Annotated in this window: 23 protein-coding genes; 5 read left to right on the top strand and 18 right to left on the bottom strand. The window is 70.0% G+C overall.

The genetic code is table 11. The annotated features are described in order from the left end of the window. Nucleotides 1-62 precede the first annotated feature (62 nt). The 8 genes from MRBLWO14_RS09540 to MRBLWO14_RS09505 all read right to left on the bottom strand — a co-directional run bounded on the left by MRBLWO14_RS09540 (nucleotide 63) and on the right by MRBLWO14_RS09505 (nucleotide 8643). The gene (locus MRBLWO14_RS09540) at nucleotides 63-779 is read right to left on the bottom strand and encodes a cupin domain-containing protein (RefSeq protein ID WP_341932922.1); all 717 of its coding nucleotides are present in this window, start codon (nucleotides 777-779) and stop codon (nucleotides 63-65) included. Continuing rightward, nucleotides 776-1705 carry a PmoA family protein gene (locus MRBLWO14_RS09535; protein WP_341932921.1) on the bottom strand — a complete coding sequence of 310 codons (930 nt, stop codon included), beginning with the start codon at nucleotides 1703-1705 and terminating at the stop codon, nucleotides 776-778. Before MRBLWO14_RS09535 ends, MRBLWO14_RS09540 begins: the two co-directional genes overlap by 4 nt. Continuing rightward, a complete protein-coding gene (locus tag MRBLWO14_RS09530; protein WP_341932920.1) occupies nucleotides 1702-2811 on the bottom strand; it encodes a Gfo/Idh/MocA family oxidoreductase in 1110 nt (369 codons plus the stop codon). The genes MRBLWO14_RS09535 and MRBLWO14_RS09530 overlap by 4 nt, the downstream gene beginning before the upstream one ends. Further along, nucleotides 2808-3482 carry a hypothetical protein gene (locus tag MRBLWO14_RS09525; RefSeq protein ID WP_341932919.1) on the bottom strand — a complete coding sequence of 225 codons (675 nt, stop codon included), beginning with the start codon at nucleotides 3480-3482 and terminating at the stop codon, nucleotides 2808-2810. The genes MRBLWO14_RS09530 and MRBLWO14_RS09525 overlap by 4 nt, the downstream gene beginning before the upstream one ends. Beyond that, complete coding sequence (locus MRBLWO14_RS09520; RefSeq protein ID WP_341932918.1) at nucleotides 3479-4399, bottom strand: carbohydrate ABC transporter permease; 921 nt, start codon at nucleotides 4397-4399, stop codon at nucleotides 3479-3481. Before MRBLWO14_RS09520 ends, MRBLWO14_RS09525 begins: the two co-directional genes overlap by 4 nt. Next, entirely contained in the window at nucleotides 4396-5337 is a 942-nt protein-coding gene (locus MRBLWO14_RS09515; RefSeq protein WP_341932917.1) for a sugar ABC transporter permease, read from the bottom strand. Before MRBLWO14_RS09515 ends, MRBLWO14_RS09520 begins: the two co-directional genes overlap by 4 nt. Nucleotides 5338-5398: 61 nt before the next feature. Next, the gene (locus tag MRBLWO14_RS09510) at nucleotides 5399-6709 is read right to left on the bottom strand and encodes an extracellular solute-binding protein (protein ID WP_341932916.1); all 1311 of its coding nucleotides are present in this window, start codon (nucleotides 6707-6709) and stop codon (nucleotides 5399-5401) included. Between the two features lie 74 nt (nucleotides 6710-6783). Then, complete coding sequence (locus MRBLWO14_RS09505; protein WP_341932915.1) at nucleotides 6784-8643, bottom strand: glycoside hydrolase family 2 TIM barrel-domain containing protein; 1860 nt, start codon at nucleotides 8641-8643, stop codon at nucleotides 6784-6786. A 160-nt stretch (nucleotides 8644-8803) separates the two neighbouring features. Here MRBLWO14_RS09505 and MRBLWO14_RS09500 point away from each other — a divergent pair, with 160 nt between their 5' ends. Beyond that, complete coding sequence (locus MRBLWO14_RS09500; protein WP_341932914.1) at nucleotides 8804-9796, top strand: LacI family DNA-binding transcriptional regulator; 993 nt, start codon at nucleotides 8804-8806, stop codon at nucleotides 9794-9796. A 64-nt stretch (nucleotides 9797-9860) separates the two neighbouring features. Here the strand turns inward: MRBLWO14_RS09500 and MRBLWO14_RS09495 are convergent, their stop codons facing one another. The 5 genes from MRBLWO14_RS09495 to MRBLWO14_RS09475 are packed head-to-tail and all read right to left on the bottom strand — an operon-like array spanning nucleotide 9861 to nucleotide 15120. Beyond that, a complete protein-coding gene (locus tag MRBLWO14_RS09495; protein ID WP_341932913.1) occupies nucleotides 9861-10700 on the bottom strand; it encodes an ABC transporter ATP-binding protein in 840 nt (279 codons plus the stop codon). After that, complete coding sequence (locus MRBLWO14_RS09490) at nucleotides 10693-11553, bottom strand: ABC transporter ATP-binding protein (RefSeq protein WP_341932912.1); 861 nt, start codon at nucleotides 11551-11553, stop codon at nucleotides 10693-10695. The genes MRBLWO14_RS09495 and MRBLWO14_RS09490 overlap by 8 nt, the downstream gene beginning before the upstream one ends. Next, nucleotides 11550-12461 carry an ABC transporter permease gene (locus tag MRBLWO14_RS09485; RefSeq protein ID WP_341932911.1) on the bottom strand — a complete coding sequence of 304 codons (912 nt, stop codon included), beginning with the start codon at nucleotides 12459-12461 and terminating at the stop codon, nucleotides 11550-11552. Before MRBLWO14_RS09485 ends, MRBLWO14_RS09490 begins: the two co-directional genes overlap by 4 nt. Continuing rightward, complete coding sequence (locus tag MRBLWO14_RS09480; RefSeq protein WP_341932910.1) at nucleotides 12458-13519, bottom strand: ABC transporter permease; 1062 nt, start codon at nucleotides 13517-13519, stop codon at nucleotides 12458-12460. Before MRBLWO14_RS09480 ends, MRBLWO14_RS09485 begins: the two co-directional genes overlap by 4 nt. A 14-nt stretch (nucleotides 13520-13533) precedes the next feature. Next, nucleotides 13534-15120 (bottom strand): ABC transporter substrate-binding protein, encoded by a 1587-nt coding sequence (locus tag MRBLWO14_RS09475; protein ID WP_341932909.1) that lies wholly within the window; start codon nucleotides 15118-15120, stop codon nucleotides 13534-13536. A gap of 204 nt (nucleotides 15121-15324) precedes the next feature. Here MRBLWO14_RS09475 and MRBLWO14_RS09470 point away from each other — a divergent pair, with 204 nt between their 5' ends. After that, complete coding sequence (locus tag MRBLWO14_RS09470; RefSeq protein WP_341932908.1) at nucleotides 15325-15858, top strand: Lrp/AsnC family transcriptional regulator; 534 nt, start codon at nucleotides 15325-15327, stop codon at nucleotides 15856-15858. Between the two features lie 152 nt (nucleotides 15859-16010). Here the strand turns inward: MRBLWO14_RS09470 and MRBLWO14_RS09465 are convergent, their stop codons facing one another. The 3 genes from MRBLWO14_RS09465 to MRBLWO14_RS09455 all read right to left on the bottom strand — a co-directional run bounded on the left by MRBLWO14_RS09465 (nucleotide 16011) and on the right by MRBLWO14_RS09455 (nucleotide 18612). Continuing rightward, nucleotides 16011-16856 (bottom strand): hypothetical protein, encoded by an 846-nt coding sequence (locus MRBLWO14_RS09465; RefSeq protein ID WP_341932907.1) that lies wholly within the window; start codon nucleotides 16854-16856, stop codon nucleotides 16011-16013. A 250-nt stretch (nucleotides 16857-17106) separates the two neighbouring features. Next, nucleotides 17107-17466, bottom strand: a complete 360-nt coding sequence (locus MRBLWO14_RS09460; RefSeq protein WP_341932906.1) for a hypothetical protein — start codon at nucleotides 17464-17466, stop codon at nucleotides 17107-17109. A gap of 132 nt (nucleotides 17467-17598) precedes the next feature. Beyond that, on the bottom strand, nucleotides 17599-18612 hold the full coding sequence (locus tag MRBLWO14_RS09455; RefSeq protein WP_341932905.1) for a hypothetical protein: 1014 nt from the start codon (nucleotides 18610-18612) through the stop codon (nucleotides 17599-17601). An 85-nt stretch (nucleotides 18613-18697) separates the two neighbouring features. Here MRBLWO14_RS09455 and MRBLWO14_RS09450 point away from each other — a divergent pair, with 85 nt between their 5' ends. The 3 genes from MRBLWO14_RS09450 to MRBLWO14_RS09440 are packed head-to-tail and all read left to right on the top strand — an operon-like array spanning nucleotide 18698 to nucleotide 21682. Then, nucleotides 18698-19669 (top strand): hypothetical protein, encoded by a 972-nt coding sequence (locus MRBLWO14_RS09450; protein WP_341932904.1) that lies wholly within the window; start codon nucleotides 18698-18700, stop codon nucleotides 19667-19669. After that, a complete protein-coding gene (locus MRBLWO14_RS09445) occupies nucleotides 19666-20793 on the top strand; it encodes a hypothetical protein (RefSeq protein ID WP_341932903.1) in 1128 nt (375 codons plus the stop codon). The genes MRBLWO14_RS09450 and MRBLWO14_RS09445 overlap by 4 nt, the downstream gene beginning before the upstream one ends. A gap of 58 nt (nucleotides 20794-20851) precedes the next feature. Continuing rightward, complete coding sequence (locus tag MRBLWO14_RS09440) at nucleotides 20852-21682, top strand: zinc-ribbon domain-containing protein (protein ID WP_341932902.1); 831 nt, start codon at nucleotides 20852-20854, stop codon at nucleotides 21680-21682. A gap of 237 nt (nucleotides 21683-21919) precedes the next feature. On the opposite strand, the gene MRBLWO14_RS09435 is transcribed toward MRBLWO14_RS09440, so the two are convergent. Further along, the gene (locus tag MRBLWO14_RS09435; protein ID WP_341932901.1) at nucleotides 21920-22354 is read right to left on the bottom strand and encodes a DUF779 domain-containing protein; all 435 of its coding nucleotides are present in this window, start codon (nucleotides 22352-22354) and stop codon (nucleotides 21920-21922) included. Further along, nucleotides 22354-23913, bottom strand: a complete 1560-nt coding sequence (locus MRBLWO14_RS09430; protein ID WP_341932900.1) for an aldehyde dehydrogenase family protein — start codon at nucleotides 23911-23913, stop codon at nucleotides 22354-22356. Before MRBLWO14_RS09430 ends, MRBLWO14_RS09435 begins: the two co-directional genes overlap by 1 nt. Nucleotides 23914-24014 lie beyond the last annotated feature (101 nt).

Genomic DNA, 24014 nt, shown 5'->3' with positions numbered 1-24014 from the left:
GCGGGCGGATGCCGCGCGCGAGCGGATGACGCGTGCGAGCGGATGCCGCGTGCGGAACCCGCTCAGAGACGCGGATGCAGTCGCCCGCACATCCCGAAGGCCGCCTCCGCCGCGCGCTCCGGCGCCGCAGTCACGGACGCGAGGGCCAGATGGCTCACGTCACCCTCCGCCACCCGGCCGGCCAGGTCGAGACTGCGGCGCGCCTGGGCGAGCGGCCCCTCCTCCACGAGCGCCCCCCACTCCGCACTGGCGTCGCGGACCAGCGCCCCCGCCGCCGCGTAGAAGGCGCGCAGCTCCTCCAGACGGCCGTCGCGCACGGCATCCCGCAGCCGCAGGAACCCCTGCACCGCGAGGTCTCGCCTCCGTTCCGCGCGCTGCCCCCGCTCTGCCGTCCCGCCCGGCCCGTCGAGAGACGCCGCTGCGGCATAGGTCTCGGCATCCACCAGGTGCTCGGGCGGGAACGTCATCACGGCATCCCCCGCCTCCGGCAGACCGGCGTTGCTCATGAGCACCATGACCCGCAGCTCGCCGTCGTTGATCGCTCGATGGATGGTGCCCGGCGTGAACCAGACCACCGATCCCGACGACAGCGGCGTCTCCCGGAATCCCGTCGCGTCGATCGTCTGCAGCGCGCCGCGCCCGCCGATCACGGCGTAGGCCTCGGTCGACACGAGATGCATGTGCGGGCTCCCGCCGCTGAGTCCGTCGACGGCGGCGGTGTCGTAGACCGCGAGCTCCGAGACCCCGATGCCCCCGGGGAACGTCGAGGCCGACGTCATCCCGCGCTCCGGACCAGGTCGCGCACGGCATCCGCGAGCCCTGCGGCGTCGTCGACCGTGCCGTCGGCGACCCCGACACCGTAGCGGTGGTGCAGGGTGTCCCCCGCCGCGACCACCGTCTCCTCGCTGAAGAACGGAGCGGGGTTGAGGGCCGCGAACTCGTCGGAGCGCGCGAACCACTGCGGTGGATGATGCGGGTTGCGGTCGTCGTCGAGCATGAGCAGCAGCGACGAACGGTCGACACCGTCGTGCCGCCCGGCGAACCCCATCCACTCGTGCCGCTGCCCTCGGAGCTCGTCGCGCCCCTGCACACCCGGCGCGACGAGGGTGCCGCCCGTGAACGACCGCGGTCCGCGCCAGAAGAGGCCGCCGTAGCCGGCGTTCTCCCGCCCCCTCGTGGTCGGCGACCCGAAGGAGACGGCGCTCCCCCGCACGTTGGTCATCCTCGTCTCGAAGCTCAGGGCCCACGCGGTCTCCGAGACCGGCGCCGCGGTCAGCACGCGCCTCTCGTCGAACCAGTGCTCGCCCGCCTGGGTGATCCACTGCAGCTCGTGCGCGATGGTCACGGCCTCCCCCACCGTGACCGCGACCTCGCCCATCGCACGCTGCTCGCCGTTGTTCGGCAGCGATACGTACCCCTGCCCGTGCACGTACGACCAGCCACCCCAGAAGTTCTCGTCGTCGATGACCGGCAGCGCCCAGGAGATGCCCTTGTGCCACACGTGGTCGTGCGGACGGTACAGGCTCACGAGGTCGCCGCCACGGGTGCGGAGCGGATGCAGGTACGGCCGCGGCGACTCGAGCTGCGGGTGGTCGGGGGCGTAGGTGTACCGGAACAGCTCGATCTCCCCGTCGCGCACGGTCACGCTGCGGCCGATGTCGTGGATCGCCTGGAACGCCTGGCTCGCCGGGAACGCCTCGGTCATGCCTTCTCCTTCCGCGGCGGCCAGGGCACCAGCCCGCCGCTCATCGAGGTGTGGAACGGGTCGCCGTCGACGATCCGGCCTGCCGCGACCGCCTCGCCGCGGAAGGCCGAGGCGTACGTCGCTGCGGCGAACTCGAGCGTCCGCCGGGCGTCCGACAGCGCAACCGGCGGTGTGCCGCCCTCGCGCAGCGCCGCGGCGAGCGCGGCGAACTGATCGCGGTGCGCGCTGGCCCGCGCGGCCGACGGTCCGGCGGCCCAGCGCTCGGCCAGTTCCTCGTGGCCGGGGGCGGGCGTGAAGGTCCAGTCGTCGGTCGTGTAGCCGTACACGTGCCGGAGCTCGACCGACGCGTGCTCGAAGTCGAGGCGCAGGCGCGAGGTCTCGTGCGGCGACACGAGGGAGTTCACGACGGTCGCGACCGCACCGCTCTCGAAGCGCACGAGCGCGGCCGACACGTCCTCGGTGTCGGTCGGGCGGGTCTGCCGCGCGGCGATCGCGGTGACCTCGGCCCACGGGCCGAGCAGCGAGAGCAGCAGATCGAACTGGTGGATGCCGTGACCCATGGTGGGGCCGCCGCCCTCGACCTCCCACCGTCCGCGCCACGGCACGGCGAAGTACTCGTCGTCGCGGTACCAGAGGGTCTCGCACGTCGCGACGAGCGCACGCCCGAGGTCGCCGTCGTCGATCATGCGTCGCAGGTGCACGGCCGCGGGGCCGAACCGATGCTGGAACACGGTGAGCGTCGGCACGCCCGCCTCCGCCTCGACGCGCGCGATCTCGTCGAGCTCGGCGAGGCTCAGCGCCGTGGGCTTCTCGACCAGCGCCGGCACGCCGGCGCGCATGGCGGCGATCGCCAGGGGCGCGTGCGTTCCCGGAGGCGTGCAGATGTGGACGAGGCCGAGTCCCTCGACGGCGAGCAGTTCCTCGGCATCCGTCACCGCCGTCGCTCCGTACTGCGCGGCGAAGGCGGTGGCCCGGTCGGCGTCGATGTCGGCGACGACCACGAGCTCCATCTCGCCCGTGAGGTCGGCGATCGCCGCGGCGTGCGCGTGCGCGATGCCGCCGGTGCCGATGATCCCGACGCGGACGGCCGGTGGATGGGTGGTCATGCGTTTCCCTTCGATGAGACGGACGACGATGAGACGGACGACGATGAGACGGACGACGGCGTGGGGGAACCCGCCGTGCGGCGGCGTTCCGCGGCGACGAGCGCCACGACGATGAGACCGGGGGCGATCACGACCAACGGCGGCAGCATCCAGACGACGACCGCGCTCACGCCGATCCCGGCGAGCACCAGCGCGCTGCCGATCGGATCGTCGATCGCGAGTCCGCGGCCCTGTCGCCAGAGATCGCCCCAGCGCGCCTCCGGTGTCCAGAGAGCTGCGGTGCGCAGCACGGCGACCGCGACGAGCGCTGCCAGCCCTCCGCTGACGATCGCGAACGGGATGCCGCCGGGCAGCTGTCCCTGCGCGGCGCCGAGCGCGTTCACGACGAGGAGGCCGATCACGAGAGCGGATGCCGCGCCGAACCACCACCCGGAGCGCACGGCCTGCACGCCGCGCAACGCGAGCAGCCGCACGGCATCCGGCTCGTCGTCGAGGTGCGCACGGAAGTGCCGCGCACCCGCCGCGAACGCGGGGACGAGAGTCAGGAGCGGAAGCGACATGAGCGTAACGGCGAGCCCGATGACGAGCATCTCGCCGAAGGCCGCGACCCACGAGCCGCCGAACACGCGCCGGGTCTCGGTCCGCATCGCCGTGCCCCTGTCGGCGGTCATCCCTTGAGTCCCTCGGTCGCGACGCCCGACACCAGGTAGCGCTGGAACGCGAGGAAGAACAGCACCACGGGGAGTAGCGCGAGGATCGCCATGGCCATCTGGGCTCCGTAATCGCTCGTCGACGTCTGGTCGACGTAGAGCCGCAGCGCGAGCGGCATCGTGTACATGCCCGGGTCCTTCAGGTACAGCAGCGGACCGAAGAAGTCGTTCCACGACCAGATGAACGCGAAGATCGAGCTCGTCACGAGCGCGGGCTTCATGAGCGGCAGGATCACGGCCGTGAAGGTGCGCACGTGCCCCGCGCCGTCGATGCGCGCCGCCTCGTCGAGATCGCGCGGGAGACCCCGGATGAACTGGATCATGAGGAACACGAAGAACGCGTCGGCGGCGAGGAACTTGCCCAGCAGCAGCGGCCAGTAGGTGTTGATCATGTCGAGCTGGTTGAACACGATGTACTGCGGGATGATCACGACGTGGAACGGCAGGAGCATCGTCGCGATCATGCAGAGGAAGAAGAGCTTGCTGCCGCCGAATCGGATGCGCGCGAACGCGTACGCCGTGATCGAGCACGACAGCACCACGCCGACGACCGAGGCCACCGCGAGGATGAGCGAGTTCACCACGAACGTCCAGAACGAGACGCCGCCGATGCCGGAGAGCGCCTTCGCGTAGTTGTCGAACGAGAAGGACTCCGGCACGAGGCTCACCGAGCCGATGATCTCGTTCCCCGGTTTGAAGGACGACATCACCATCCACACCGCCGGGTAGAGGATGACGACGAGCACCGCGAGCGTGAGCACGTGGAACACCGCCGTGCGCGCGCCGCGACGCCAGCGCAACCCGCTCGCCTCGCCGCGGGCGCGCGGTCCGGAGGGGTCGGTCGTGATGAGTTCGGTCTGCGTGATCGCCCTGGTCATCGTTCGTCTCCTGCGTAGTGCACCCACGCGCGGGAGCTGCGGAACAGCATGAGGGTCACGAGACCGACGACGATCACGAGCACCCAGGCCATCGCCGAGGCGTATCCCATCTGGAAGTCGCGGAACCCGCGCAGGTAGAGGTAGAGCGTGTAGAACAGCGTGGATCCCGCGGGTCCTCCGCTGCCGTTCGAGATGATGTACGCCGAGTTGAACACCTGGAACGCGTGGATCGTCTCGAGCAGCAGGTTGAAGAACAGCACCGGCGACAGCATCGGGATCGTGATCGAGAAGAAGCGCCGCACCGGGCCCGCGCCGTCGACGGATGCCGCTTCGTACAGCTCCGGCGGAACCTGCTTGAGTCCGGCGAGGAAGATCACCATCGGCGCCCCGAACTGCCACACCGTCAGCAGGATCAGCAGCGGCAGGGTGCGGGCCGGATCGCCGACCCATCCGCCCTCCGATGCCGGCGGCCCGCCGAAGAACGACCCGATCTGGGCGACGATGCCGTTGTCGATGAACATCGCCTTCCACACGATCGCGATCGACACGCTCCCCCCGATCAGCGACGGGAGGTAGAACGCCGAGCGGTAGAACCCCTGCCCTCGTCGCGGCGCGTTGAGCAGCATCGCGACACCGAGCGCGGCGACCAGCTTCAGCGGGGTGCCGATCAGCACGTAGATGCCGGTGACCTTCACCGCCTGCAGGAAGTTCGGGTCGGTGAACATGCGGGTGTAGTTCTCGAGCCCGATGAACTCCGGGTCGTTGAACAGGTTGTAGTCGGTGAATGACAGCACGAGCGACGCGACCATCGGTCCGGCGGTCAGCGCGAAGAACCCGATGAGCCAGGGACTGAGGAAGAGGTAGCCGGCCCGTGTCTCGCGCCGTGCCCGCGCGCTCGACCGCGCACGGGGCGGTGAGGTGGCTGCAGGAGCAGTCATGGGATGTTCCTTTCTCCTGCAGCCGGGCGCCACGGCCGTGCGGCAGGGGGATGCGAGACGGTCAGGATCCGAGCACGAGGGAGATCTCGGAGAACAGCTCCTGCGCGAACTGCTTCGTCGTCAGGTCGCCGTAGCGCAGCTGCTCGTGCAGCTCGCCCCACTTCGCCTCGATCGTGCCGTAGCCGGCGGGGAGGATCGGGTAGCTGGCGGTGAGCTCGTCGTCGACCGACGCGAGGTAGTCGAGGTTGACGGTGTCGGCGGGCGTCTGGTCGATGGCCGCGCGACCCTCCTCGGTGGGCGGGGTGCCGAGCGAGGTTCCGAAGACCTCGGCGACCTCGGGCGAGGTGGTGAGGAAGTTCACGAACGCGGCGGCGGCCTGCTGCTGGTCGGAGTTCTTCGCGACGCTCAGCAGCATGCTCGGCTTGGGGGCGAGCACGTGCTCCTTCTCGCCCTTCTCGAGCGGAGGCTGCACCATGCCGATGTTCTCGGTGCCGGCATCCGTCATGCCCTGCAGCACCGTGGTCGAGAAGTTGAACCAGATCGCAGCCTCGCCGGCGAGGAATCCGCCGCTCGGCGAGAGGGCGACACTGCGCTCCACCGGGTAGAACTCACCGTCCTCGCGGAGGTCGGCTGCGCTGTCGAGGTACTCGATCACGTCGTCCTCGTCGAAGGCGGGGGTGCCGTCCTCCTCGAAGACCGGATTGCCGTCCTGCATCAGGTGGTAGATGAAGTTGGGGAGGCCGCCCGTGTAGTCTTCGGCGCCGTAGATCTTCGGATCGGATGCCGCGCCCGCCTCGTTCACCTCGAGGATGAAGTCGTTCAGCTCGTCCCACGTCATGTCGTCGGTCGGGTAGTCGATGCCGAACGAGTCGAGGATGTCCTTGTTGTACATCATCGACCAGGCGTTGGTGCCGAGCGGGACCCCGACGAGCTGATCGTCGACCGTGCCCGATCCGAGCACCTGGTCGGTGATGCCGTCGAGCGGCAGCAGCGTGTCACGGTAGGGAGACAGGTCGGCGAGCAGCCCCTTGCTCGCGTACTCGCCGAGGTATCCGGCATCCATCATCACCACGTCCGGGAGCGACTTGCCCGCGGCCTCGGTGTTGCGCGCGGTCCAGTAGTCGCCCCAGGCGTTGAAGTTCCGCACGACCTCGACGTTCGGGTACTGCTCGTTGAACAGCGCCACGACCTCTTCGAAGCGGGCGGCACGGTCTTCGTTCCCCCACCACGAGAAGCTGATCTCGGCGGCGGTGTCCTCGTCGAACGTGACCTCTTCGGGGGCGGCGTCGGAGCCGCCTCCCGTGCCGCAGCCGGCGAGCACGAGGGCGGCGACGCCGGCGAGGGCGAGCGATGCGGGCAATCTCTTCGACATGGGTGTCTCCTCATTGAGCGGGCGTCAGCCCTGGTGTGTGTCGGCGGCAGGATGCGCCGGACGGCGGTGGGCGATCAGGCGATCTCGGTCCCCTGGATCAGCGAGCGGATGATCTCGACGGGCAGCTTGGGCTCGCGGGTCTCGGTGAGCAGGCCGTTGCGCTCCTGCATCGTGTCGGTGAGCTGGGTCCAGCACCAGCCGGAGAGACCGCGTGCGCGACCTCGGAAACCGCGGGTCCCCGATTGCACGGCACCGAGGATCGACGCGAGCATGCGGGTGTAGTCCTCGGCACCGGCGGCCTCGGAGTAGCCCCACGAGTCCTCGGGGCTCGCGTCGGCCGCCCACTTCACGCCGCCGAACTCGGTGAGCATGATCGGCTGGCCGTCGTCGGAGGTGCCGGGCAGTCGCACCCGGCGCCCGGCCGGGCCGATGCCCGAGATGTACGCGCGCAGCTCGGCGTCGTCGATGTCGTAGCGGTCGGCGAGGACCTCGCCGTCGGCCTCGTAGTCGTGCATGGTCCACAGGTCGGACGTGCCGAGCTCCCAGCCGTCGTTCGAGATGACGGGCCTCGTGGGATCGAGGGCCTTGGTGAGCTGGTACAGCCCCTCGGCGAACGCCCGCTGATCCGCCCGCGAGGCGATGTGCTGCACTCCCCAGCTCTCGTTGAGCGGCACCCACGTGACGATGCTCGGGTGGGCGCGGTCGCGCAGCACGGCGGCCGTCCACTCGGCGGTGGTGCGCTGCACGGCCCGCTCGTCGAACGTGTACGTCGCGGCCATCTCGCCCCACACGAGCAGCCCGAGCCGGTCGGCCCAGTAGAGGAAACGGTCGTCCTCGACCTTCTGATGCACGCGCACGGAGTTGAACCCCAGCTCCGCGATCAGCTCGGCCTCGCGGCGCAGCGCGTCGGGCGAGGGTGCGGCGAGGTGCGACTCCGGCCAGTAGCCCTGGCTGAGCACCGAGCGCAGCGTCACCGGCCGGTCGTTGAGCAGGAGTGCTCCGTCGCTCCACGAGACGCTGCGCAGGCCGAGGTAGCTGGCGACGGCATCCGTCCGCTCCCCGTCGTCGAGTTCGATCCAGGCGTCGAGCAGCGTGGGCTGTCCGGGGCGCCACAGCAGTCCCTCGTAGTTCTGGCCGTTGCTCTGCCCGTCGAGGGCGACCGTCAGGGTGGCCCTCGTGCCGGTCGTCTGCACGGTCGCCGCGGCGAGTTCGCGTCCCGCATGGGCGATCCGAACGCGCGCGCTCGCCCGGTCGCCGCGGCTGAGCGTGAGGTCGAGCGTCACCGTGCCGGCGGTGAGGTCGCTGGTCCAGTTCAGCCCCGTGATGTGCTGCGGGGCGACCGATTCCAGCCACACCGACTGCCAGATGCCGGTCGTGCGGTGGTACCAGATCGCGTGCGGGTGCTCCTCCCAGTCCTGCTTGCCGCGCGGCTGGGAGAGGTCGTGCGGGTCGTCCTCGGCGCGTACGACGATCGCGTGCTCGTCGGTCGTGGGGTCGAGCGCGTCGGTGATGTCGAGCGCGAAGGGCGTGTGGCCGCCCTCGTGGCATCCGACCAGCTGCCCGTCGATCCAGACGGAGGCCCGGTAGTCGACCGCCCCGAAGTGGAGGACGGCCCGCTCCCCCGCTGCGTGGCCGACCTCGGCGAGCTGCGCGCCGGTGAGCGAGCGGCGGTACCAGACGACCGGGTGGAACCCCGTCTCGCCGACGCCGGACGCCGGCGACTCGGGCGGGAACGGGACGAGGATGCTGCCGCCCAGCGCGCGTCCGTCGAACCACCGCTCCGCGAGGCCGCGGTCGGCGTCGTCGTGCGCGAAGCCCCACTCTCCGTCGAGCAGGAGGAACGACTCGCGCACGAGCTGCGGCCGCGGGCGGGCCGACTCCAGCGCGCTCGCGCGCAGGGTCTCGTTCGTTCGGTCGGCGTCGTGCGTCACCACGGGTGGGCTCCCTCTTCCGGCATCTGCGCCGGTTCTCGTCGTCTGATCCGCCGTCGTCGGCGGCTCGGAAATCGCTTTCCGTTCCACGTTGAACTACACGATAGTTCCACGTTGAACTAGAGTCAACCGAAGAACGCCGTCCGTCTCAGAGGAGCCCCGCATGCCCCGCGTCACGCTCGCCGACGTCGCCGCCCGGGTCGGCGTCAGCGCCAAATCGGTCTCCAACGTCGTGAACGGCACCGGCTGGGTCGGCGACGAGGTGCGCCAGCGCATCCTCGCCGCGATCGACGAGCTCGGCTACCGCCCCAACCTCGCGGCTCGACAGCTGCGCAACGGCCGCAGCGGGCTCATCGCCCTCGTGCTCCCCGACCTGCGCGAGCCGTACTTCGCCGAGTTCGCCTCGCAGTTCGTGAGCGCGGCTCAGACACGGTCCCTCACGGTGCTCATCGCGCAGACCGGCGCCGACCGCGCGGCCGAGCTCGCCATGATGGCCGGTGAGGGATTCCCCGCGCTCGACGGGATCGTCATGAGCCCCCTGGCTCTGCGCCCCGACGACCTCGTGGGCCGACCGGCCTCTCCCCCGCTCGTGCTCATCGGCGAGCAGGCCGAGGAACTGCTGACCCCCGCCGTGCACCACGTCGGCATCGACAACGTGTCAGCGGCAGCCGCCGCCACCGCGCACCTGATCGAACAGGGGCGCCGGCGCATCGCCGCGGTCGGCGTGCAGCAGTCGGGGCCGACCGCCACCTCCCGCCTCCGGTTCGACGGCTATCGACAGGCGCTGGCCGCCGCGGGCATCGCCGACGACCCCGCGCTCTACGCCACGGTCGACCAGTTCAACCGCGCCGAGGGATCGATCGCCGTCGAGCGGCTCATCGCGGAGGGCACCGACTTCGACGCCCTGTTCTGCTTCAGCGACAGCCTGGCGCTGGGCGCGCTGTACACACTCGGCAGCCACGGCATCTCGGTGCCCGACCGGGTGCAGGTGATGGGTTTCGACGACATCGAGGAGGGACGCTTCCACATCCCGGCGTTCTCGACCGTCGACCACGGCGTCGAGCAGGCGGCATCCGTCATCCTCGACATCCTGCAGGACGCGAAGACCGCACCCGGATCGCACCACGAGGTGCCCCACCGCCTCATCGCCCGCTGACCCGGCCCGTCCCCGACACTTCGGGGCTGGTACCGGAAGCACGCGCCGACCCCCGACCCGGACGTCAGCCGATGACGGGCGGGATCTCCGACCAGGCGATCCGCTCGTCGGTCGACGGAGCGGCGGGGATGCGCCCGGTGCCGTCCGGCTCCGGGATCGCCGCGAGCAGAGCCCGGGTGTACGGATGCTGCGGCGCAGCCCACACGCGATCGGTCGGCCCCGACTCCAGCACGCGGCCCGCGTACATGACGAAGGTGCGGTCGGCGATGCGGCGGACCACGGCGAGGTCGTGCGAGATGAACAGCATCCCCGCTCCGGCCTCGGCGACGAGGTCGCGCATGAGTCCGGCGACGCTGGTCTGCGTCGAGGCGTCCAGGGCCGAGATCGGCTCGTCGGCCACGAGCAGCGACGGCCGCGCTGCGAGCGCCCTGGCGATCGCGATGCGCTGCTTCTGCCCGCCCGAGAACTGGTGCGGGAACCGGGTCGCGACCTGAGCCGGGAGCCCGACGCGCTCGAGCCACTCCTCCACGCGCGAGCCCTCGGCGCCGCGTGCCCGAGCGGTCGTGATGCCGTCGGCGATCTGGTCGCCCACCCGGCGGCGCGGGTTCAGCGACGTCGACGGGTCCTGGAACACCATCTGGATGCCGGTGAGCGCGAGCTTCCGGCGGCGGATGCCGAGCGGCGTGACCGGCGCATCGCGGAACCGCACTTCACCGGCGGCGATCTTCTCGATGCCGACGACCGCGCGGGCGAGGCTCGACTTGCCGCTGCCCGACTCGCCGACCAGCGCGACGGTCTCCCCGGGTGCGACCTGCATCGACACCTGGTCGACGGCGACGACCGGCGGGTTGCCCGGGTAGCGCACGACGACGCCCCGCGCGTCGAGGACGGAGACGTCACTCATCGGCATCCTCCTTCTCGCTGGGCGCGACCGGGTCGACATCCGCGACGGGTCCGCCGGCCGCTTCCTCGACCTTCGAGCCGGGGAGTGCGGCGAGCAGCGTGCGGGTGTACTCGTGCTGCGGGTCGCGGAACAGCGTCTCGCGGTCGGCCTTCTCGACGATCCGACCGTCCTTCATGACGGCGACCTCGTCGGCGATCGCGCTCATCACGCCCAGGTCGTGCGTGACAAGCAGCACCGCGAGATCGCGCTCGGTGGCGAGGTCGCGGAGGAGCTTCAGGATGCCGGCCTGCACCGTGACGTCGAGGGCCGTGGTCGGCTCGTCGGCGAGCAGCACCTCCGGATCGCAGGCGAGCGCGCACGCGATCGCGATGCGCTGACGCTGACCCCCGGAGAACTGGTGCGGGTAGCGCTTGAGCGCAGCATCCGGATTCGGCACCTGCACCGTCTCGAGCAGTTCGATCGCCCTGGCCGTCGCGGCGGCGCCGCGGAGTCCGAGGTGCACCCGCATGTGGTCGGTGAGCTGGCGGCCGACGGGCAGCTGGGGGTGCAGCGAGGCGGACGGGTCCTGGAAGACCATCGCGATGCGCTTTCCCCGGATGCGGTTGAAACCGCGCCGACGGAGTCCGACGAGCTCCTCGCCCGCGAGGGTGATCGAGCCGCCGGTGCGCGCCTGGCGCGGCAGGAGGCCGAGCACGGCCAGCGAGGTGAGGGTCTTGCCCGATCCCGATTCGCCGGCGAGTCCGTGGATGCGCCCCGCCTGCAGGTCGAGTGAGATGCCGTGCACGAGAGGGCGGCCGATCTCGATCGTCAGATCGCGGATGCGGAGGGCCGGCGCTGCTGCGGACGCGTTCATGCCGCCGCTCCCTTCGCCGAGGCGACGTGGTCGGCCTGCTTCTCGTGCGTGACCTCGGCCGTCGGGTCGAGCACGTCGCGCATCGCGTCACCGAGGAAGTTGAACGCGAGCACGACGGTGAGGATCGCGAGTCCGGGGAACACCCCGAGCCACCACGCGTCGAAGTTCTGCATGGCCGCGGAGATCATCGACCCCCACTCGGCGGTCGGCGGTTGCGCGCCGAGTCCGAGGAACGACAGGCCGGAGAGCAGCAGGATCGCCGCGCCGATGTCGAGGGTCGCCAGCACGAGCATGGGTCCGGCGATGTTGGGGAGGATGTCGACGAAGAGCGTGCGGACGGGCGAATGGCCGAGCAGGCGTCCGGCGATGACGTAGTTCTGTCCGCGCAGCCCGAGCACGATGCTGCGGGTGACACGGGCGTACTGCGGCCACGACACGACGATCGCGGCGATCACGGCGTTGAACAGCGACGGACCGAGCGACGCCGCCACGACCATCGCGAGAATGACGGTCGGGAACGCCATGAACAGGTCGGTGATGCGCATGAGCGTCTCGTCGACGCCGCGACCGAAGTACCCGGCGACGGCGCCGATCGTGGTGCCGATGATCATCGCGGCGATCACGAGCATGAGCGCCAGCGGCAGGCTGACCGTCGCGCCGGTCATCAGACGCGAGAAGATGTCGCGACCGTTGCCGTCGGTGCCGAGCAGGGTGTCGATCCCCGGCTCCTGCAGGCGCGGGAGCACCTGGGCGTTCGGCCCGTACGGCACCCACCACTGCGCCGTGAACGCGACGATGATCCAGGCGGCGGCGATCACGGTGCCGATCACGCCGAGCGGGGTGCGCCAGGCGCGCGGCCAGCGGAAGCGGAACCGCCAGGGCCCGGATGCCGAGTCGATGCGGCTCATGCGATCCTCACTCTCGGGTCCAGGACGCCGTAGAGCAGATCGACGACGAAGTTGATGAGGAGGTAGATGACGCCGACGACGAGACCGACGCCCATGATGCCCGGCAGGTCGAGGTTGGCGGCGGAGTTGTAGGCGTACGTGCCGAGCCCCGGCCACGCGAACACCGACTCGACGAGCACCGTGCCGGAGAGCAGCGAGCCGAACGCGACGCCCACGACGGTGAGGATCGGGAGCGACGCGCCGCGCAGCACGTAGTCGAGGATGACGCGCATCGCGGGGAGCCCCTTGGCCCTGGCCGCGCGCACGTAGTCGCTGCCGAGCACCTCGAGCACCGACGTGCGGATGAACCGCGTGAGCAGACCGATCGTCACGAGCGACAGCACCATGACCGGCAGGGCGAGGTGCGCGAGGGCGTCGAAGAAGCCGACCCCGTCGCCGTTGAGGAGGTAGTCGACCGTGTACAGCCCGGTGATGCGGGGCGGCGGTGTGATCGAGGGCGAGATGCGGCCCGATCCGGGCGCGATGCGCAGCTCGAGGAAGAAGACGTAGAAGCTCACGAGAGCGAGCCAGAAGGTGGGGACGCTGAGGCCGACCAGCGTCACGACCCGGATGACCTGATCGGTGACGAGCCCGCGGCGGTACGCGGCGAGCGTGCCGAGCACGATGCTGACGGCGAGGCTCAGGATGATCGCGCCGATCGCGATCTCGATGGTCGCCGGCACGGCGGTGGCGAGATCGCTGGTGACCGGTCGCCCGGTCACCAGCGATGTGCCGAGGTCCCCGCGGAGCAGGTTCCCCATGTAGATGAAGTACTGCACGAACAACGGCTGGTCGAGCCCGTGCTCCTTGATGAACGCCTCACGCGTCGCGGGGTTCTGCGACGCGCCCTCGCCGAGTGCCGCCGACACGGGGTCGCCGGGCACGAGGTTCGTCAGCGCGAAGGTCACGATCGTGACCCCCACCAGCAGGAGCAGGGAGGTTCCGGCCCGGCGCAGCAGGTAGCCGACGAGCGGCGACCTGCGACGCTGCGCCTGGCGTTGCACGGCCACCGTCGTCATGCGTCAGAGCCCTCTCAGCCGGCGGGCTGGATCTCGGCGATGTCCATCTCCCACACCGAGTTGTACACGGCGCCGGAGACGGCATCCGCCGTGGCGATGTTGCGACCGGGGACGATCAGCGGCACGAACGGACCCTCGACCTGCATGGCCTCGGCGAACGCGGTGAACGCCTCGCTGCGCTGGCCCTCGTCGGTCGCGGCGGCCGCACCGGCGGCGATGCCCGCGATCTCGGGGTTCGCCTCGGCGGTCCAGCCGGCGCGGAGGCCGACCTTCAGGCCGGGGGCGAAGGGCAGGAAGTTCGCGGAGTCGGCGTAGTCGGGACCCCAGAACCACAGGCCGAAGCCCTCGGTGCCGTTGACGTACGCGTCGAGCTCGGTGGCGAACGGCGCCGGAGCGAGCTCGACCGTGATGCCGGCATCCTCGAGCTGCGCCTGCACGCGCTCGGCGAGCGGGGTGAACTCCACGCCGCCGACGGGGTAGTCGTTCGGGAACTGCAGCTTCAGCGTCTGACCGGTGTAGCCGGCCTCGGCGAGCGCGGCCTTCGACTTCTCGAGGTCCTGCTCCACACCGCTGTCGAGGGCACCCTCGAATCCGGGCGGGATGACACCGGTCGCCTGCACGGCACCGGAACCCGCGAGCTCGAGCAGAGCGTCGTAGTCGAGCGCGTAGCGGATGGCCTCGGCGATCTTCACGTTCGCGAGGTCGCCGGCGACGGCCGAGGACTGGTTCAGCAGCAGGAAGATGGTCTGACCGGAGGGGACCGATTCGACCTGGAGGCCATCGCCCAGACCGGCGACCTGGTCGCCGTTGAGGTCCATCGCGACCATGGAGTCGCCGCCCTTGAGGTTCGCGAGCTGGGTCGCGCTCTCCGAGACGTTGCGCACCACGACGCGGTCGTAGCCGGCCTCCTCGTCGCCGTTGTACTCGTCGTTCTTCGTCAGCACGACCTGCGACGAGAGGTCGAGGGTGTCGAGCACGAAGGGTCCGGAACCGGCGGAGGCGCCGTCGAGGAACTTCTGCGCCGAGTCGGAGCCGTCGGTCGTGCCGCCGTTCTCGATCACGACGTCGGAGTTGACGATGCCGAGTGCGGGGTTCGCGAGGATCGCGGGCAGCTGCAGCAGCGGCGTCTCGGAGGTGATGCTGATGGTCTTGTCGTCGACCTCGGTGATGGTGAGACCGCCGAGCAGGAAGTTCGGCTTCGCGTCTTCCATGCCCTGGATGCGCTGCAGGGTGAAGACGACGTCCTTCGCCTCGATCGGCGAGCCGTCGGAGAAGACGCGGTCGCCCTCGAGCGTGAAGGTGAACTCGGTCGCGGCGTCGTTCTGCTCCCAGGACGCGAGACCGGGGACCGGAGTCGACACGTCGGAGCCCTCGAAGTCGACGAGCGTCTCGTAGAGCGCCTTGGCGATCATGTTGCCGGTCGGGTCATAGGTGTGGCCGGGGTCGGCGGTCTCGATCGAGAACGCCGTGTCGATGACGAGCGAACCGGACGACGAGTTGCCATCGCTGTTGTTCGCGGAGTTGCCTCCGGAGCATCCTGCGAGCGCGAGGAGCGAGACCGCTCCGATCGCGATGACGGACGTGCTGCGACGTGACGACATGAGAGCCTCCAGAGGCGAGGAGTACATTCGGGTTCGGTCGATGCCGGGTGGACGACCGGTGATCAGATTCGCATCATATGGGACGATGTGTCCAGCGAGGATGCAACCGAACTCACGGTCTGTCCCAGCACCTCGCACGGGAGGAGACATATGTCCAGCAAGAACAGCGAAGGTTCGCAGCATTCTGGACGAAGTGCCACCCCTTTGGACGACACCGCGTACAGAATCCTCGACACCCTGCGCGATAACGGTCGTATCTCGATCGCCGCTCTCGCCGAGAGCGTCGGGATCTCCCGCGCCAACGCCTACACGCGTGTCGAGTCGCTGATGCAGGACGGTGTCATCACCGGGTTCAGCGCGACGGTCGATCAGGCCAAGGCCGGCCTGTCCATCGGGGCACTGGTGTTCGTCACGGTGCACCCGCAGGCGTGGGCGTCGTTCCGCGACCGCGTCGTCGAGATGCCCGACGTCGAGTGGTGCGCGATCACGACGGGCGAGCACGACGCGATGCTGCTCATCCGCGCGGTCGACGTCAGCGGCGTGCACGAGTTCTCGACCGGAGTCATCGCGCAGCTGCCCGAGGTGCGCACGGTGGTGAGCGTGGTCGTGCTCGACGAGGTCGTGCGCCGCTCGTACCTGCTGCCGACAGACCTTCCCGAACGCGACATGGCGGTGCCCCTCGGCATGACGCGCTGGACTCCGGCATCCCCCGGTCGCGACGCCCTCCCGCCCCGCTGACCCAGGGGTCGTCGACCGAGACCACCCGCGGGTCGTTGAGCGAGACGCTCTCCCCGCGGGTCGGTGAGCGAGACGCTCTCCCCCGCGGGTCGTGGAGCGAGCGAAGCGAGACGAAACGCCGTCCCCTCGTCAACGCTCCCGCGCGGCGACGGTCAGAGACTCCGCAGCCGCGCGGCCTTCCGCTCGTCGATCCCTCCGCGCCAGCCCGACAGCGGCGGGGGCACGTCTGACCGCGGTCCTCCGGTACACGCCTCGGCGACCTCGCGCCGCGACACGAAGCCGTCCCAGCTCGGGGTCACACTGCCGGGGAGCACCCCGAACTCGGCGAGCCCCAGAAGGATGCCGTAGCGCTGATACCTGTCCGCGCGGGGGATGATCCTCGCGCGCGCGACCGCCTTCTCCAGTTCACCGGGCCGGGTACCGTCGGGGAGGCCGGCGATGAGGTCGAGCAGGGAGCGCAGTCGCTCGCGGTCGTCGTCGGTCGGCACGGGCAGTCCCTCCGCGCTCGCTGCGTCGAGGTCGGCGAGGTAGTGGTGCGGCTGCTCGTTCCACGCCCAGCCGAGAGCCAGACGCAGGAGCTGCTCGGTCACGTCGATCTCGAGTGCCTCCTCCCTCGCGAGTCCGCAGTCGGGCAGGCCGTCGGCGGCGACCGCTGCCTCGGCGAGGTGTCGGCACCAGCCGACGGAGATCACGGTCTGCCGTCCGCGGGGAGCGCTGTGCAGGCCGGCGATGAAGGCTCCGAGCACGGCATCGTCGTCGAGGTGCGAGGCCGCCTCGATCGACCTGGTGAAGACCTCGTTCGCTGTGAAGTGCTCGGGCACGCGCACGGGCCATCCGTGGCTCTCGGCGGCCTCGATGTCCGCAGGATCGTGCGAGGCCTCCGCGCCGGCGACTCCGCCGGTGCGGGTGAACCGATACCCGTAGAGCCGCATCAGGACGTCGAGTTCGGCGCCGCCGGGGATGCGGCGAGGAGCGCGGGCGGAGGGATCGAGGCTCATGGCGACCATCCTGTCGGTCCCTCGTCGGGAGCGGGAGTCCCGACGAGGGCGAGAGGGATTGGATGCTGGGATATCGGTGTCGCGCGAGGGCGTTCCGGGGATCGGTGCGTTTCGTCTCGCTTCGCTCGCTCAACGACCCGCGAGGGGGCTCGCTCGCTCATTGACCCGCGAGGGGGCTCGCTCGCTCATTGACCCGCGAGGGGGCTCGCTCGCTCATTGACCCGCGAGGGGTCTTAGATTGAACGAGCGTTCAGGCAGCGACCTCTTCGCACACGCTCAGCTGGGGCAGGCCGTGCATCTCGTAGTGCTCGACGAGCCGGATGAGCCCCGCATCCGTCAGTTCGAGGTCGCTCTCGCCGTTGCCGGTGACGACCGTTCCGTCGGCGACGAGCACGTGCACGAACGACACCCAGATGGTGTCGCCGGTGCGGGTGCCGACGAAGCGCCCGAAGGTCACGGTGTCGCCCGAGTAATCGCCCCAGATCGCGCCGTCCTTCTCCCAGTAGACGAACTCGCTCGGCGCCTCCGGGTCAACGGCGGAGGTGGTCGATGACACCATGCGGAAGCGGCGGCCGTCGAGGGAGGGGATAGTCGTCGTAGGCGAGGTCACCCTCCGATTATGCGGCGCTCCGTGGGGGCGCTCCCACCCGGCATCCAGGCGTCTGCCGCGCCCGGCGAACGCGCAGCAGGGGCGAGACGAAACGCTCCGCGGGCCTGCCGCGGCATCCGTTTCGTCTGACCGTCATTCCAGGTCGAGGCGCAGCAGACCGGGCAGATGCGCTGTCTGCGCGCGCACCGTGACGAGGAACGTCTCGTACTCCGGGACCATCTGCACGCGCGACGATCCGAGCACATGGGTGGTCGATCGGCCGCCCTGCCGCTCGAGGCCGAGGCGACGCACCGGGTAGCCCGTCGGGGTGAGCCAGATGCGGCTCAGCTGCGCGTACGGGACGTCGAGGTCGTCGAGGCGGAGACCCTGCTGACTGACCCCGATGCGCGACGGGATGCCGCGCAGCATCCTCCGCCGCTGCACCGCGCCGATCAGCAGTCCGACGCCGGCGACGCCCGCGAACGGCGCGATGAGGACGAGCGCCGACAGCTCGCCGTCGAGGAATCCCGGGGTGACGGCGACGGCGACCGTGGCGAGGGTCACGAGCAGGGCTGCGACCGCTCCGACGAGCAGGCCGTTCGCGAACCCGCGCTCCTTCGACGCGTCCACCGCGAACGACGTCGGCAGGTGCGCTCTCGCGCGAGCGGCCGCGACGGGATCCACCGCCGGCGGCTCGTCGACCGGGCTGAGCACGGCCATGAGCTCGTTGAAGGTCGTGCGTGTGAAGCCCGGCAGCTCCACGACGATCTCGCGCCCGTTGCTGTAGACGATGAGAGCGCGGGTGACCCCGCTGCGGATGCCGTTCGTGCGGTGCTCCGTGATCTTCGAGCGGAACACGGTCGTGGCGCGGTCGAAGACCTCGCGGTCTCCGCCGCGTCCGACCTCGACCGTCGTGGGGCGGACGACGACGCGGACGTTGCGGAACCAGAAGATACCGAGCCACACCGCCGCGGTCAGGGCGAGCGCCACGACGAGCACGATGATCCCGCGCGTCGGGATGTCCATGCGGCGCGGCAGGAACTGCGGCAGCACGAAGAGGGTCAACGTCGACAGCACCGCCGTCGTCACGACCGCGCTCATCACGGCCCGTGCCGGATGACGACGGAACACCCGTTCGCCCGGCACCACAGCGACCCCGTCGACCATCCCCGGCCCTCCCCGCTCTGGACTTCCTCTCGCACAGTAGCGGCGAACCGTCGTGCCGCGCACTCCCCCGGGTAGCGTGGGTCGCATGCACTGGATGCCCGACCCCTCGGCCGGATCATGGCTGCGCGACAGGCTCGACGACCCGTGGAACTCGTCGATGCACTCGGTCGTCCCCCACGGATACCCGGCCTACGCGCGCATCCTGCATCCGGCGATCGTGCGCTCACTCCCCGATCGGCCCGTTCCGACGTTCGACGACTGGGAGCGGATGCCGGGAGCCGAGCAGCAGCGACTGATGGAGCTCTTCGTCGACGAGCCCACGACCTGGGCCGAGACCGCCCGGGCTTTCGGCACCGTGCTGCATCCTCTCGCCCAGTGGCAGCGCGTGGTGCGCACGCCGATGGACGAAGACTGGCAGACCCGCGTCGCCCCGGACGGTCGGGAGTTCAGCGCCCCGGCCGAGGGCGCCCTCGCGCCGGAGACCGTCGCCGCGATCGCGACGCACCTGCGTGCGGCCACGGGCACGCCCGACGACGGAGTGTCCGCACTGTGGGAGGGTTTCGGCGGTCTGCTCGGCCACTTCGGGCACACCCCGTCGCGCGCGTTCCTGACGCCCGTCGACGATCCGAACCACCGGGCGATGCTCGACCGCAGCGTGCACGACCCGTTCAACAACGTCTTCCGCAGGAAGACGTGGCAGGAGGGCATCCTGTCGAAGGAGATCTCCGAGGGACCGCGCTTCCACACGCGGGACCGCGCCTACGTGCTGTTCTCGGCCGGCGTCGCCGAGTTCGCCGATGCCGACTGGGTGCTGCGTGCGCCATGGCGCGACCTCCCCGGCGAGCAGCACGGATTCCCCCCGAGCGCGCAGAGCCCCAGCATCCTCTGGCCCGAGGATCGGGCGTGGGTGCTGGTCAGCGAGATCGACTACGACTCCACGGTCGTCGCCGGGTCGGCCGAGCTCGTCGCCGCCCTGTGCGCCGACGCCGCGCTGGAGGCCTTCGCGATCAGCGAGGGCGCCGAGCTGCACGGGGACAGCGACGAGGTGAACCGATGAGCCACCCGCAGCCCGCCACGAGCTTCGACAGCCGACCTCTGACCGATCCCGTCGACCCCCGAGCGGTCAGCTCCTTCGCGGCGGAGCTCCGCGCCCGCGGTTCGCTGGGCATGTCGGTCTCGACCGTGATCGGTCTCGTGGTCGTCGTGATCGTGGTGCTCGTCTCCGTCCCGATCGCGGCCTCCGTGCTCATCGGCCTCGCCACCAGTCCGCGCGACTTCGGGTTCGCCGGGATCGGGCTGCTGCTCTTCGGCGGCGTGGGCGTCGCGATCGGCATCGGAGCGCTCGTCGGCTGGCGGCGAGCACGGGTCACGCGGTACCGGCTCGACAGGTTCGCCCGGGCCAACGGCATGACCTACGAGGCGCGGATCGCCGACCCTCCGCTGCCCGGCATGATCTTCAGCCTCGGCCGCTCACGTGTCTCGACAAACCTCGTGCGGGGCACGAACCCGCGGTTCGTCGAATTCGGCAATTACCAGTACACGGTGCAGTCGGGGAAGAACTCGACCACCTACCGCTGGGGGTACGTCGCGGTGAAGCTCGACGTGCCTCTGCCGAACATCGTGCTCGACGCGAAGGGCAACAACGCGTTCGGCTCCAATCTGCCCGCCTCGTTCCAGCGCGAGCAGCGGCTGTCGCTCGAAGGGGACTTCGACAAGTACTTCACGCTTTACTGCCCTGCCGGCTACGAGCGCGACGCGCTGTACCTCTTCACGCCCGACATCATGGCGCGCTTCATCGACAACGCCGCCGAACTCGACGTGGAGATCGTCGACGACTGGCTGTTCCTCTACACGCAGCGACGCGCATCGACGCTCGACCCCGCGACCTGGTCGTGGCTGTTCGGCGCGGTCGGCGCGCTCATCACCAAGTTCGACCAGTGGGCGCGGTGGCGCGACGACCGGTTGCGAGAGGAGGCGGCGAGCGCTCCGGCATCCGTGGTTCCGGCCGTGGACCCGCAGACGGCCAGCGCCCAGCTGCCGTTCGCGCCGCCTGCCGGTCTGCTCGCGCCGCCGCCCGGGGTGGCCGCCGAAGGACGGCGCCTCAAGCGCGGCTTCCGCTGGCTGCCGGTGGTGGTCATCCTCGGCTTCATCGCGTTCTGGTACCTGCGGAACGCATTCTGACTCCCCCGTCTCGCACCGGACCACGGCCGGTGTCGGTGCGTCCGGTTACTGTCGCGATGTGGCGGAGCCGGTGCAGCAGTGGTGGGCGAGGAGGCAGTTCTCGCGCGGCAGCGCCGTGCCCTACGAGGTCGGCACGTTCCGCACAGCCTGGGCCGCCTACCCGGAGCTGATCCGCCAGTACCACCCGGAGCTGAATCACGGTGTGACCCTGTCGCAGATCCCCCTCGCCGCCGATGTGCTGCTGTGCTGGGAGTGCGCCGTCGGGCACCGCTTCGCCGCGACCCCGACCGAGCAGCGCGAGCGACCAGGGCGCGTCCGCCGCCGTTCGGCCTGGTGTCCGGAGTGCTCGACCCTCGCACGACCGCAACCCGTCGTCCTGGGCGAGGCCCGCGCGATCCCCCGGGCACCCCGCCGGCCCTCGCCCGCGCTGTGCACGAAGACGCCCGACCTCCCCTCCGGCACGGCGTTCCTCAGCACATGCGCGCCTCAGTCGGCATCCGCGGCCGAGGCTGCGCTGCGGGCGGGGCTCACCGAGCGCCTGCTCTTCGACAGCGGGGTCAACGCGGTCAAGGTGTCGCGGCCCTTCTTCCGGCACACCGAGGTGTGGCCGGACATCGTGATCCCCGAACTGCGCATCGCCGTCGAGTACGACACGGTCGGACGCCACGGTCTCGAGCACGTCGGCAAGCGACAGGATGCCGATCAGCGCAAGGACCGCGCGCTGCGCGGAGCCGGCTGGGAGGTCGTGCGCATCCGCACGGGGCCGCTCGCGCCGATCGGCCCGTTCGACCTGCAGATGACCTCGGTCGGCGTGCGCGGCATCACCCGCCTGCTCGACGCGTTCCGCGGCATCCGCGGCGACCTCCTGGTCGACGCCTACCTGCGGTGACGCGGCGGAGTGTGTGGGGGTGGGTGCTGTTGGGGATCAGCGGCCCACCCCATCCCCCCTCGGGATCAGAAGAAGATCTGACTCTCCCTCCGCAGGACGGTCGAACCGTCCGGACGCGTGGTCAGCTGGGGACTGACGTATCAACGCGTGTACGTCGATGGTATCCCGGGGGACGTTGCAGGGAATTGCGACGCTCGATCTGCACCGCCGTCGAGTCGAACCGGTTCGATCTCCTGGTCAAACCGGAGTATTTCCTGCGGTTTCCGCACGTTTACGAGTCTCGTTCGCGAGGCCGAAGTACACCAGTTCCGCGTCGTCCAGCATCCGCGAGCGGATGAGGAACCGCATCCCCGTCGGTCCCTCCACGCTGAACCCGGCACCCCGGCCCGGCACGACGTCGATGGTGAGGTGCGTGTACTTCCAGTACTCGAACTGCGACTCCGACATGAACACCTCGACCGGAGCGTCGAGACCCACGTCGAGCGCCCCCAGCAGCACGTCGCTCGGCCCGGTGAGGAACATCCCGACGGGGTAGCACATGGGCGACGACCCGTCGCAGCATCCGCCCGACTGGTGGAACATCAGCGGACCGTGCTGCGCCGAGAGGTCGCGGATGAGGGATGCCGCGGCATCCGTCACCGCGACCCGCCGGTGGCTGTCGAGATCGGCCATCAGAAGAAGCCCATCGGGCCTTCCGCGTACGACACCAGCAGGTTCTTCGTCTGCTGGTAGTGGTCGAGCATCATCTTGTGGTTCTCGCGGCCCACGCCCGACTGCTTGTACCCGCCGAACGCCGCATGCGCAGGGTACTGGTGGTACGTGTTCGTCCAGACACGGCCGGCTTCGATCGCCCGCCCCGCGCGGTATGCGATGTCGCCACTGCGGCTCCAGACGCCGGCCCCCAGACCGTAGAGCGTGTCGTTCGCGATCGAGATCGCGTCGTCGTATCCGTCGAACGAGGTCACCGACAGCACGGGCCCGAAGATCTCCTCCTGGAAGATGCGCATGTCGTTCGTGCCCTCGAACACGGTCGGAGCGACATAGAACCCGTCGCTGAGATCGCCGCCGAGGTCGACCCGCTCGCCACCCGTGAGCAGGCGGGCGCCGCCCTGCCTGCCGATGTCGATGTAGCTGAGGATCTTCTCCAGCTGGTCGTTCGACGCCTGCGCGCCGATCATCGTGGCGGGGTCGAGCGGGTTGCCCTGCACGACCTTGCGGACCCGCTCCAGGCCGTCGGCGAGGAACCCGTCGTAGATCGACCGCTGGATGAGCGCGCGCGACGGGCACGTGCACACCTCGCCCTGGTTGAGCGCGAACATCGTGAAGCCCTCGAGCGCCTTGTCGTAGAACGGGTCGCCGGTGTCGCGCGCGACGTCCTCGAAGAAGACGTTCGGGCTCTTGCCGCCCAGCTCCAGGGTCACGGGGATGAGGTTCTGGGAGGCGTACTGCATGATGAGGCGGCCCGTCGTCGTCTCACCCGTGAACGCGACCTTGCGGATGCGCTTGTGCTGGGCGAGCGGCGCGCCGGCTTCGATGCCGAACCCGTTCACGATGTTCACGACACCGGCGGGCAGCAGGTCGCCGATGATGTCGAACAGGAACAGGATGGATGCCGGTGTCTGCTCGGCGGGCTTGATGACGATGCAGTTGCCTGCGGCGAGCGCGGGCGCGAGCTTCCACACCGCCATGAGGATCGGGAAGTTCCACGGGATGATCTGGCCGACCACGCCGAGCGGTTCGTGGAAGTGATACGCGACAGTGTTCTCGTCGAGCTGACTGATGCCGCCTTCCTGCGCCCTCAGCACTCCGGCGAAGTAGCGGAAGTGATCGATCGCGAGGGGGATGTCGGCGGCGAGGGTCTCGCGCACCGGCTTGCCGTTCTCCCAGGTCTCGGCGACGGCGATGCTCTCGAGGTGCTGCTCGATGCGGTCGGCGATGCGGTTCAGGATGACCGAGCGCTCGGCGGGGCTCGTCTTGCCCCAGGTGGCGAAGGCCTTCCAGGCGACGTCCACCGCCCTGTCGATGTCCTCGACGGTACCGCGGGCGACCTCGGTGAAAGGCTTGCCGTTCACGGGGCTGATGTTCTCGAAGTACTGCCCCTTCACGGGGTCGACCCACTCGCCGCCGATGTAGTGCCCGTAGCGGGGGCGGTAGTCGGCGATCGATCCCGCCTGCCCCGGTGCGGCGTAGGCGGCGGATGCGGTGGACACGTCCTCTTCGACGATGGTCATCGGTGACTCCTTCGACGGGCCGCGCTTCGGTGCGGCGGCTGATCCTCCGAAGGTAGGTCGCGTGACGTTGCACCCCGGTGCGCAACGTTGCAGGAGGTTGC

Origin of the sequence: Microbacterium sp. LWO14-1.2 (assembly GCF_038397715.1) — a bacterium.
In the GTDB taxonomy this organism is placed as follows: domain Bacteria; phylum Actinomycetota; class Actinomycetes; order Actinomycetales; family Microbacteriaceae; genus Microbacterium.
Note: the sequence above shows the minus strand (reverse complement) of the source record. Positions and strands in the feature narration are given on the sequence as shown.

What these genes read in the sequence shown, in the direction of transcription:
- MRBLWO14_RS09540 (WP_341932922.1), bottom strand. Translation starts at nt 779, where the DNA reads ATGACGTCGGCCTCGACGTTCCCCGGGGGCATCGGGGTCTCGGAGCTC.
- MRBLWO14_RS09535 (WP_341932921.1), bottom strand. Translation starts at nt 1,705, where the DNA reads ATGACCGAGGCGTTCCCGGCGAGCCAGGCGTTCCAGGCGATCCACGAC.
- MRBLWO14_RS09530 (WP_341932920.1), bottom strand. Translation starts at nt 2,811, where the DNA reads ATGACCACCCATCCACCGGCCGTCCGCGTCGGGATCATCGGCACCGGC.
- MRBLWO14_RS09525 (WP_341932919.1), bottom strand. Translation starts at nt 3,482, where the DNA reads ATGACCGCCGACAGGGGCACGGCGATGCGGACCGAGACCCGGCGCGTG.
- MRBLWO14_RS09520 (WP_341932918.1), bottom strand. Translation starts at nt 4,399, where the DNA reads ATGACCAGGGCGATCACGCAGACCGAACTCATCACGACCGACCCCTCC.
- MRBLWO14_RS09515 (WP_341932917.1), bottom strand. Translation starts at nt 5,337, where the DNA reads ATGACTGCTCCTGCAGCCACCTCACCGCCCCGTGCGCGGTCGAGCGCG.
- MRBLWO14_RS09510 (WP_341932916.1), bottom strand. Translation starts at nt 6,709, where the DNA reads ATGTCGAAGAGATTGCCCGCATCGCTCGCCCTCGCCGGCGTCGCCGCC.
- MRBLWO14_RS09500 (WP_341932914.1), top strand. Translation starts at nt 8,804, where the DNA reads ATGCCCCGCGTCACGCTCGCCGACGTCGCCGCCCGGGTCGGCGTCAGC.
- MRBLWO14_RS09495 (WP_341932913.1), bottom strand. Translation starts at nt 10,700, where the DNA reads ATGAGTGACGTCTCCGTCCTCGACGCGCGGGGCGTCGTCGTGCGCTAC.
- MRBLWO14_RS09490 (WP_341932912.1), bottom strand. Translation starts at nt 11,553, where the DNA reads ATGAACGCGTCCGCAGCAGCGCCGGCCCTCCGCATCCGCGATCTGACG.
- MRBLWO14_RS09485 (WP_341932911.1), bottom strand. Translation starts at nt 12,461, where the DNA reads ATGAGCCGCATCGACTCGGCATCCGGGCCCTGGCGGTTCCGCTTCCGC.
- MRBLWO14_RS09480 (WP_341932910.1), bottom strand. Translation starts at nt 13,519, where the DNA reads ATGACGACGGTGGCCGTGCAACGCCAGGCGCAGCGTCGCAGGTCGCCG.
- MRBLWO14_RS09475 (WP_341932909.1), bottom strand. Translation starts at nt 15,120, where the DNA reads ATGTCGTCACGTCGCAGCACGTCCGTCATCGCGATCGGAGCGGTCTCG.
- MRBLWO14_RS09465 (WP_341932907.1), bottom strand. Translation starts at nt 16,856, where the DNA reads ATGAGCCTCGATCCCTCCGCCCGCGCTCCTCGCCGCATCCCCGGCGGC.
- MRBLWO14_RS09455 (WP_341932905.1), bottom strand. Translation starts at nt 18,612, where the DNA reads ATGGTCGACGGGGTCGCTGTGGTGCCGGGCGAACGGGTGTTCCGTCGT.
- MRBLWO14_RS09450 (WP_341932904.1), top strand. Translation starts at nt 18,698, where the DNA reads ATGCACTGGATGCCCGACCCCTCGGCCGGATCATGGCTGCGCGACAGG.
- MRBLWO14_RS09445 (WP_341932903.1), top strand. Translation starts at nt 19,666, where the DNA reads ATGAGCCACCCGCAGCCCGCCACGAGCTTCGACAGCCGACCTCTGACC.
- MRBLWO14_RS09435 (WP_341932901.1), bottom strand. Translation starts at nt 22,354, where the DNA reads ATGGCCGATCTCGACAGCCACCGGCGGGTCGCGGTGACGGATGCCGCG.
- MRBLWO14_RS09430 (WP_341932900.1), bottom strand. Translation starts at nt 23,913, where the DNA reads ATGACCATCGTCGAAGAGGACGTGTCCACCGCATCCGCCGCCTACGCC.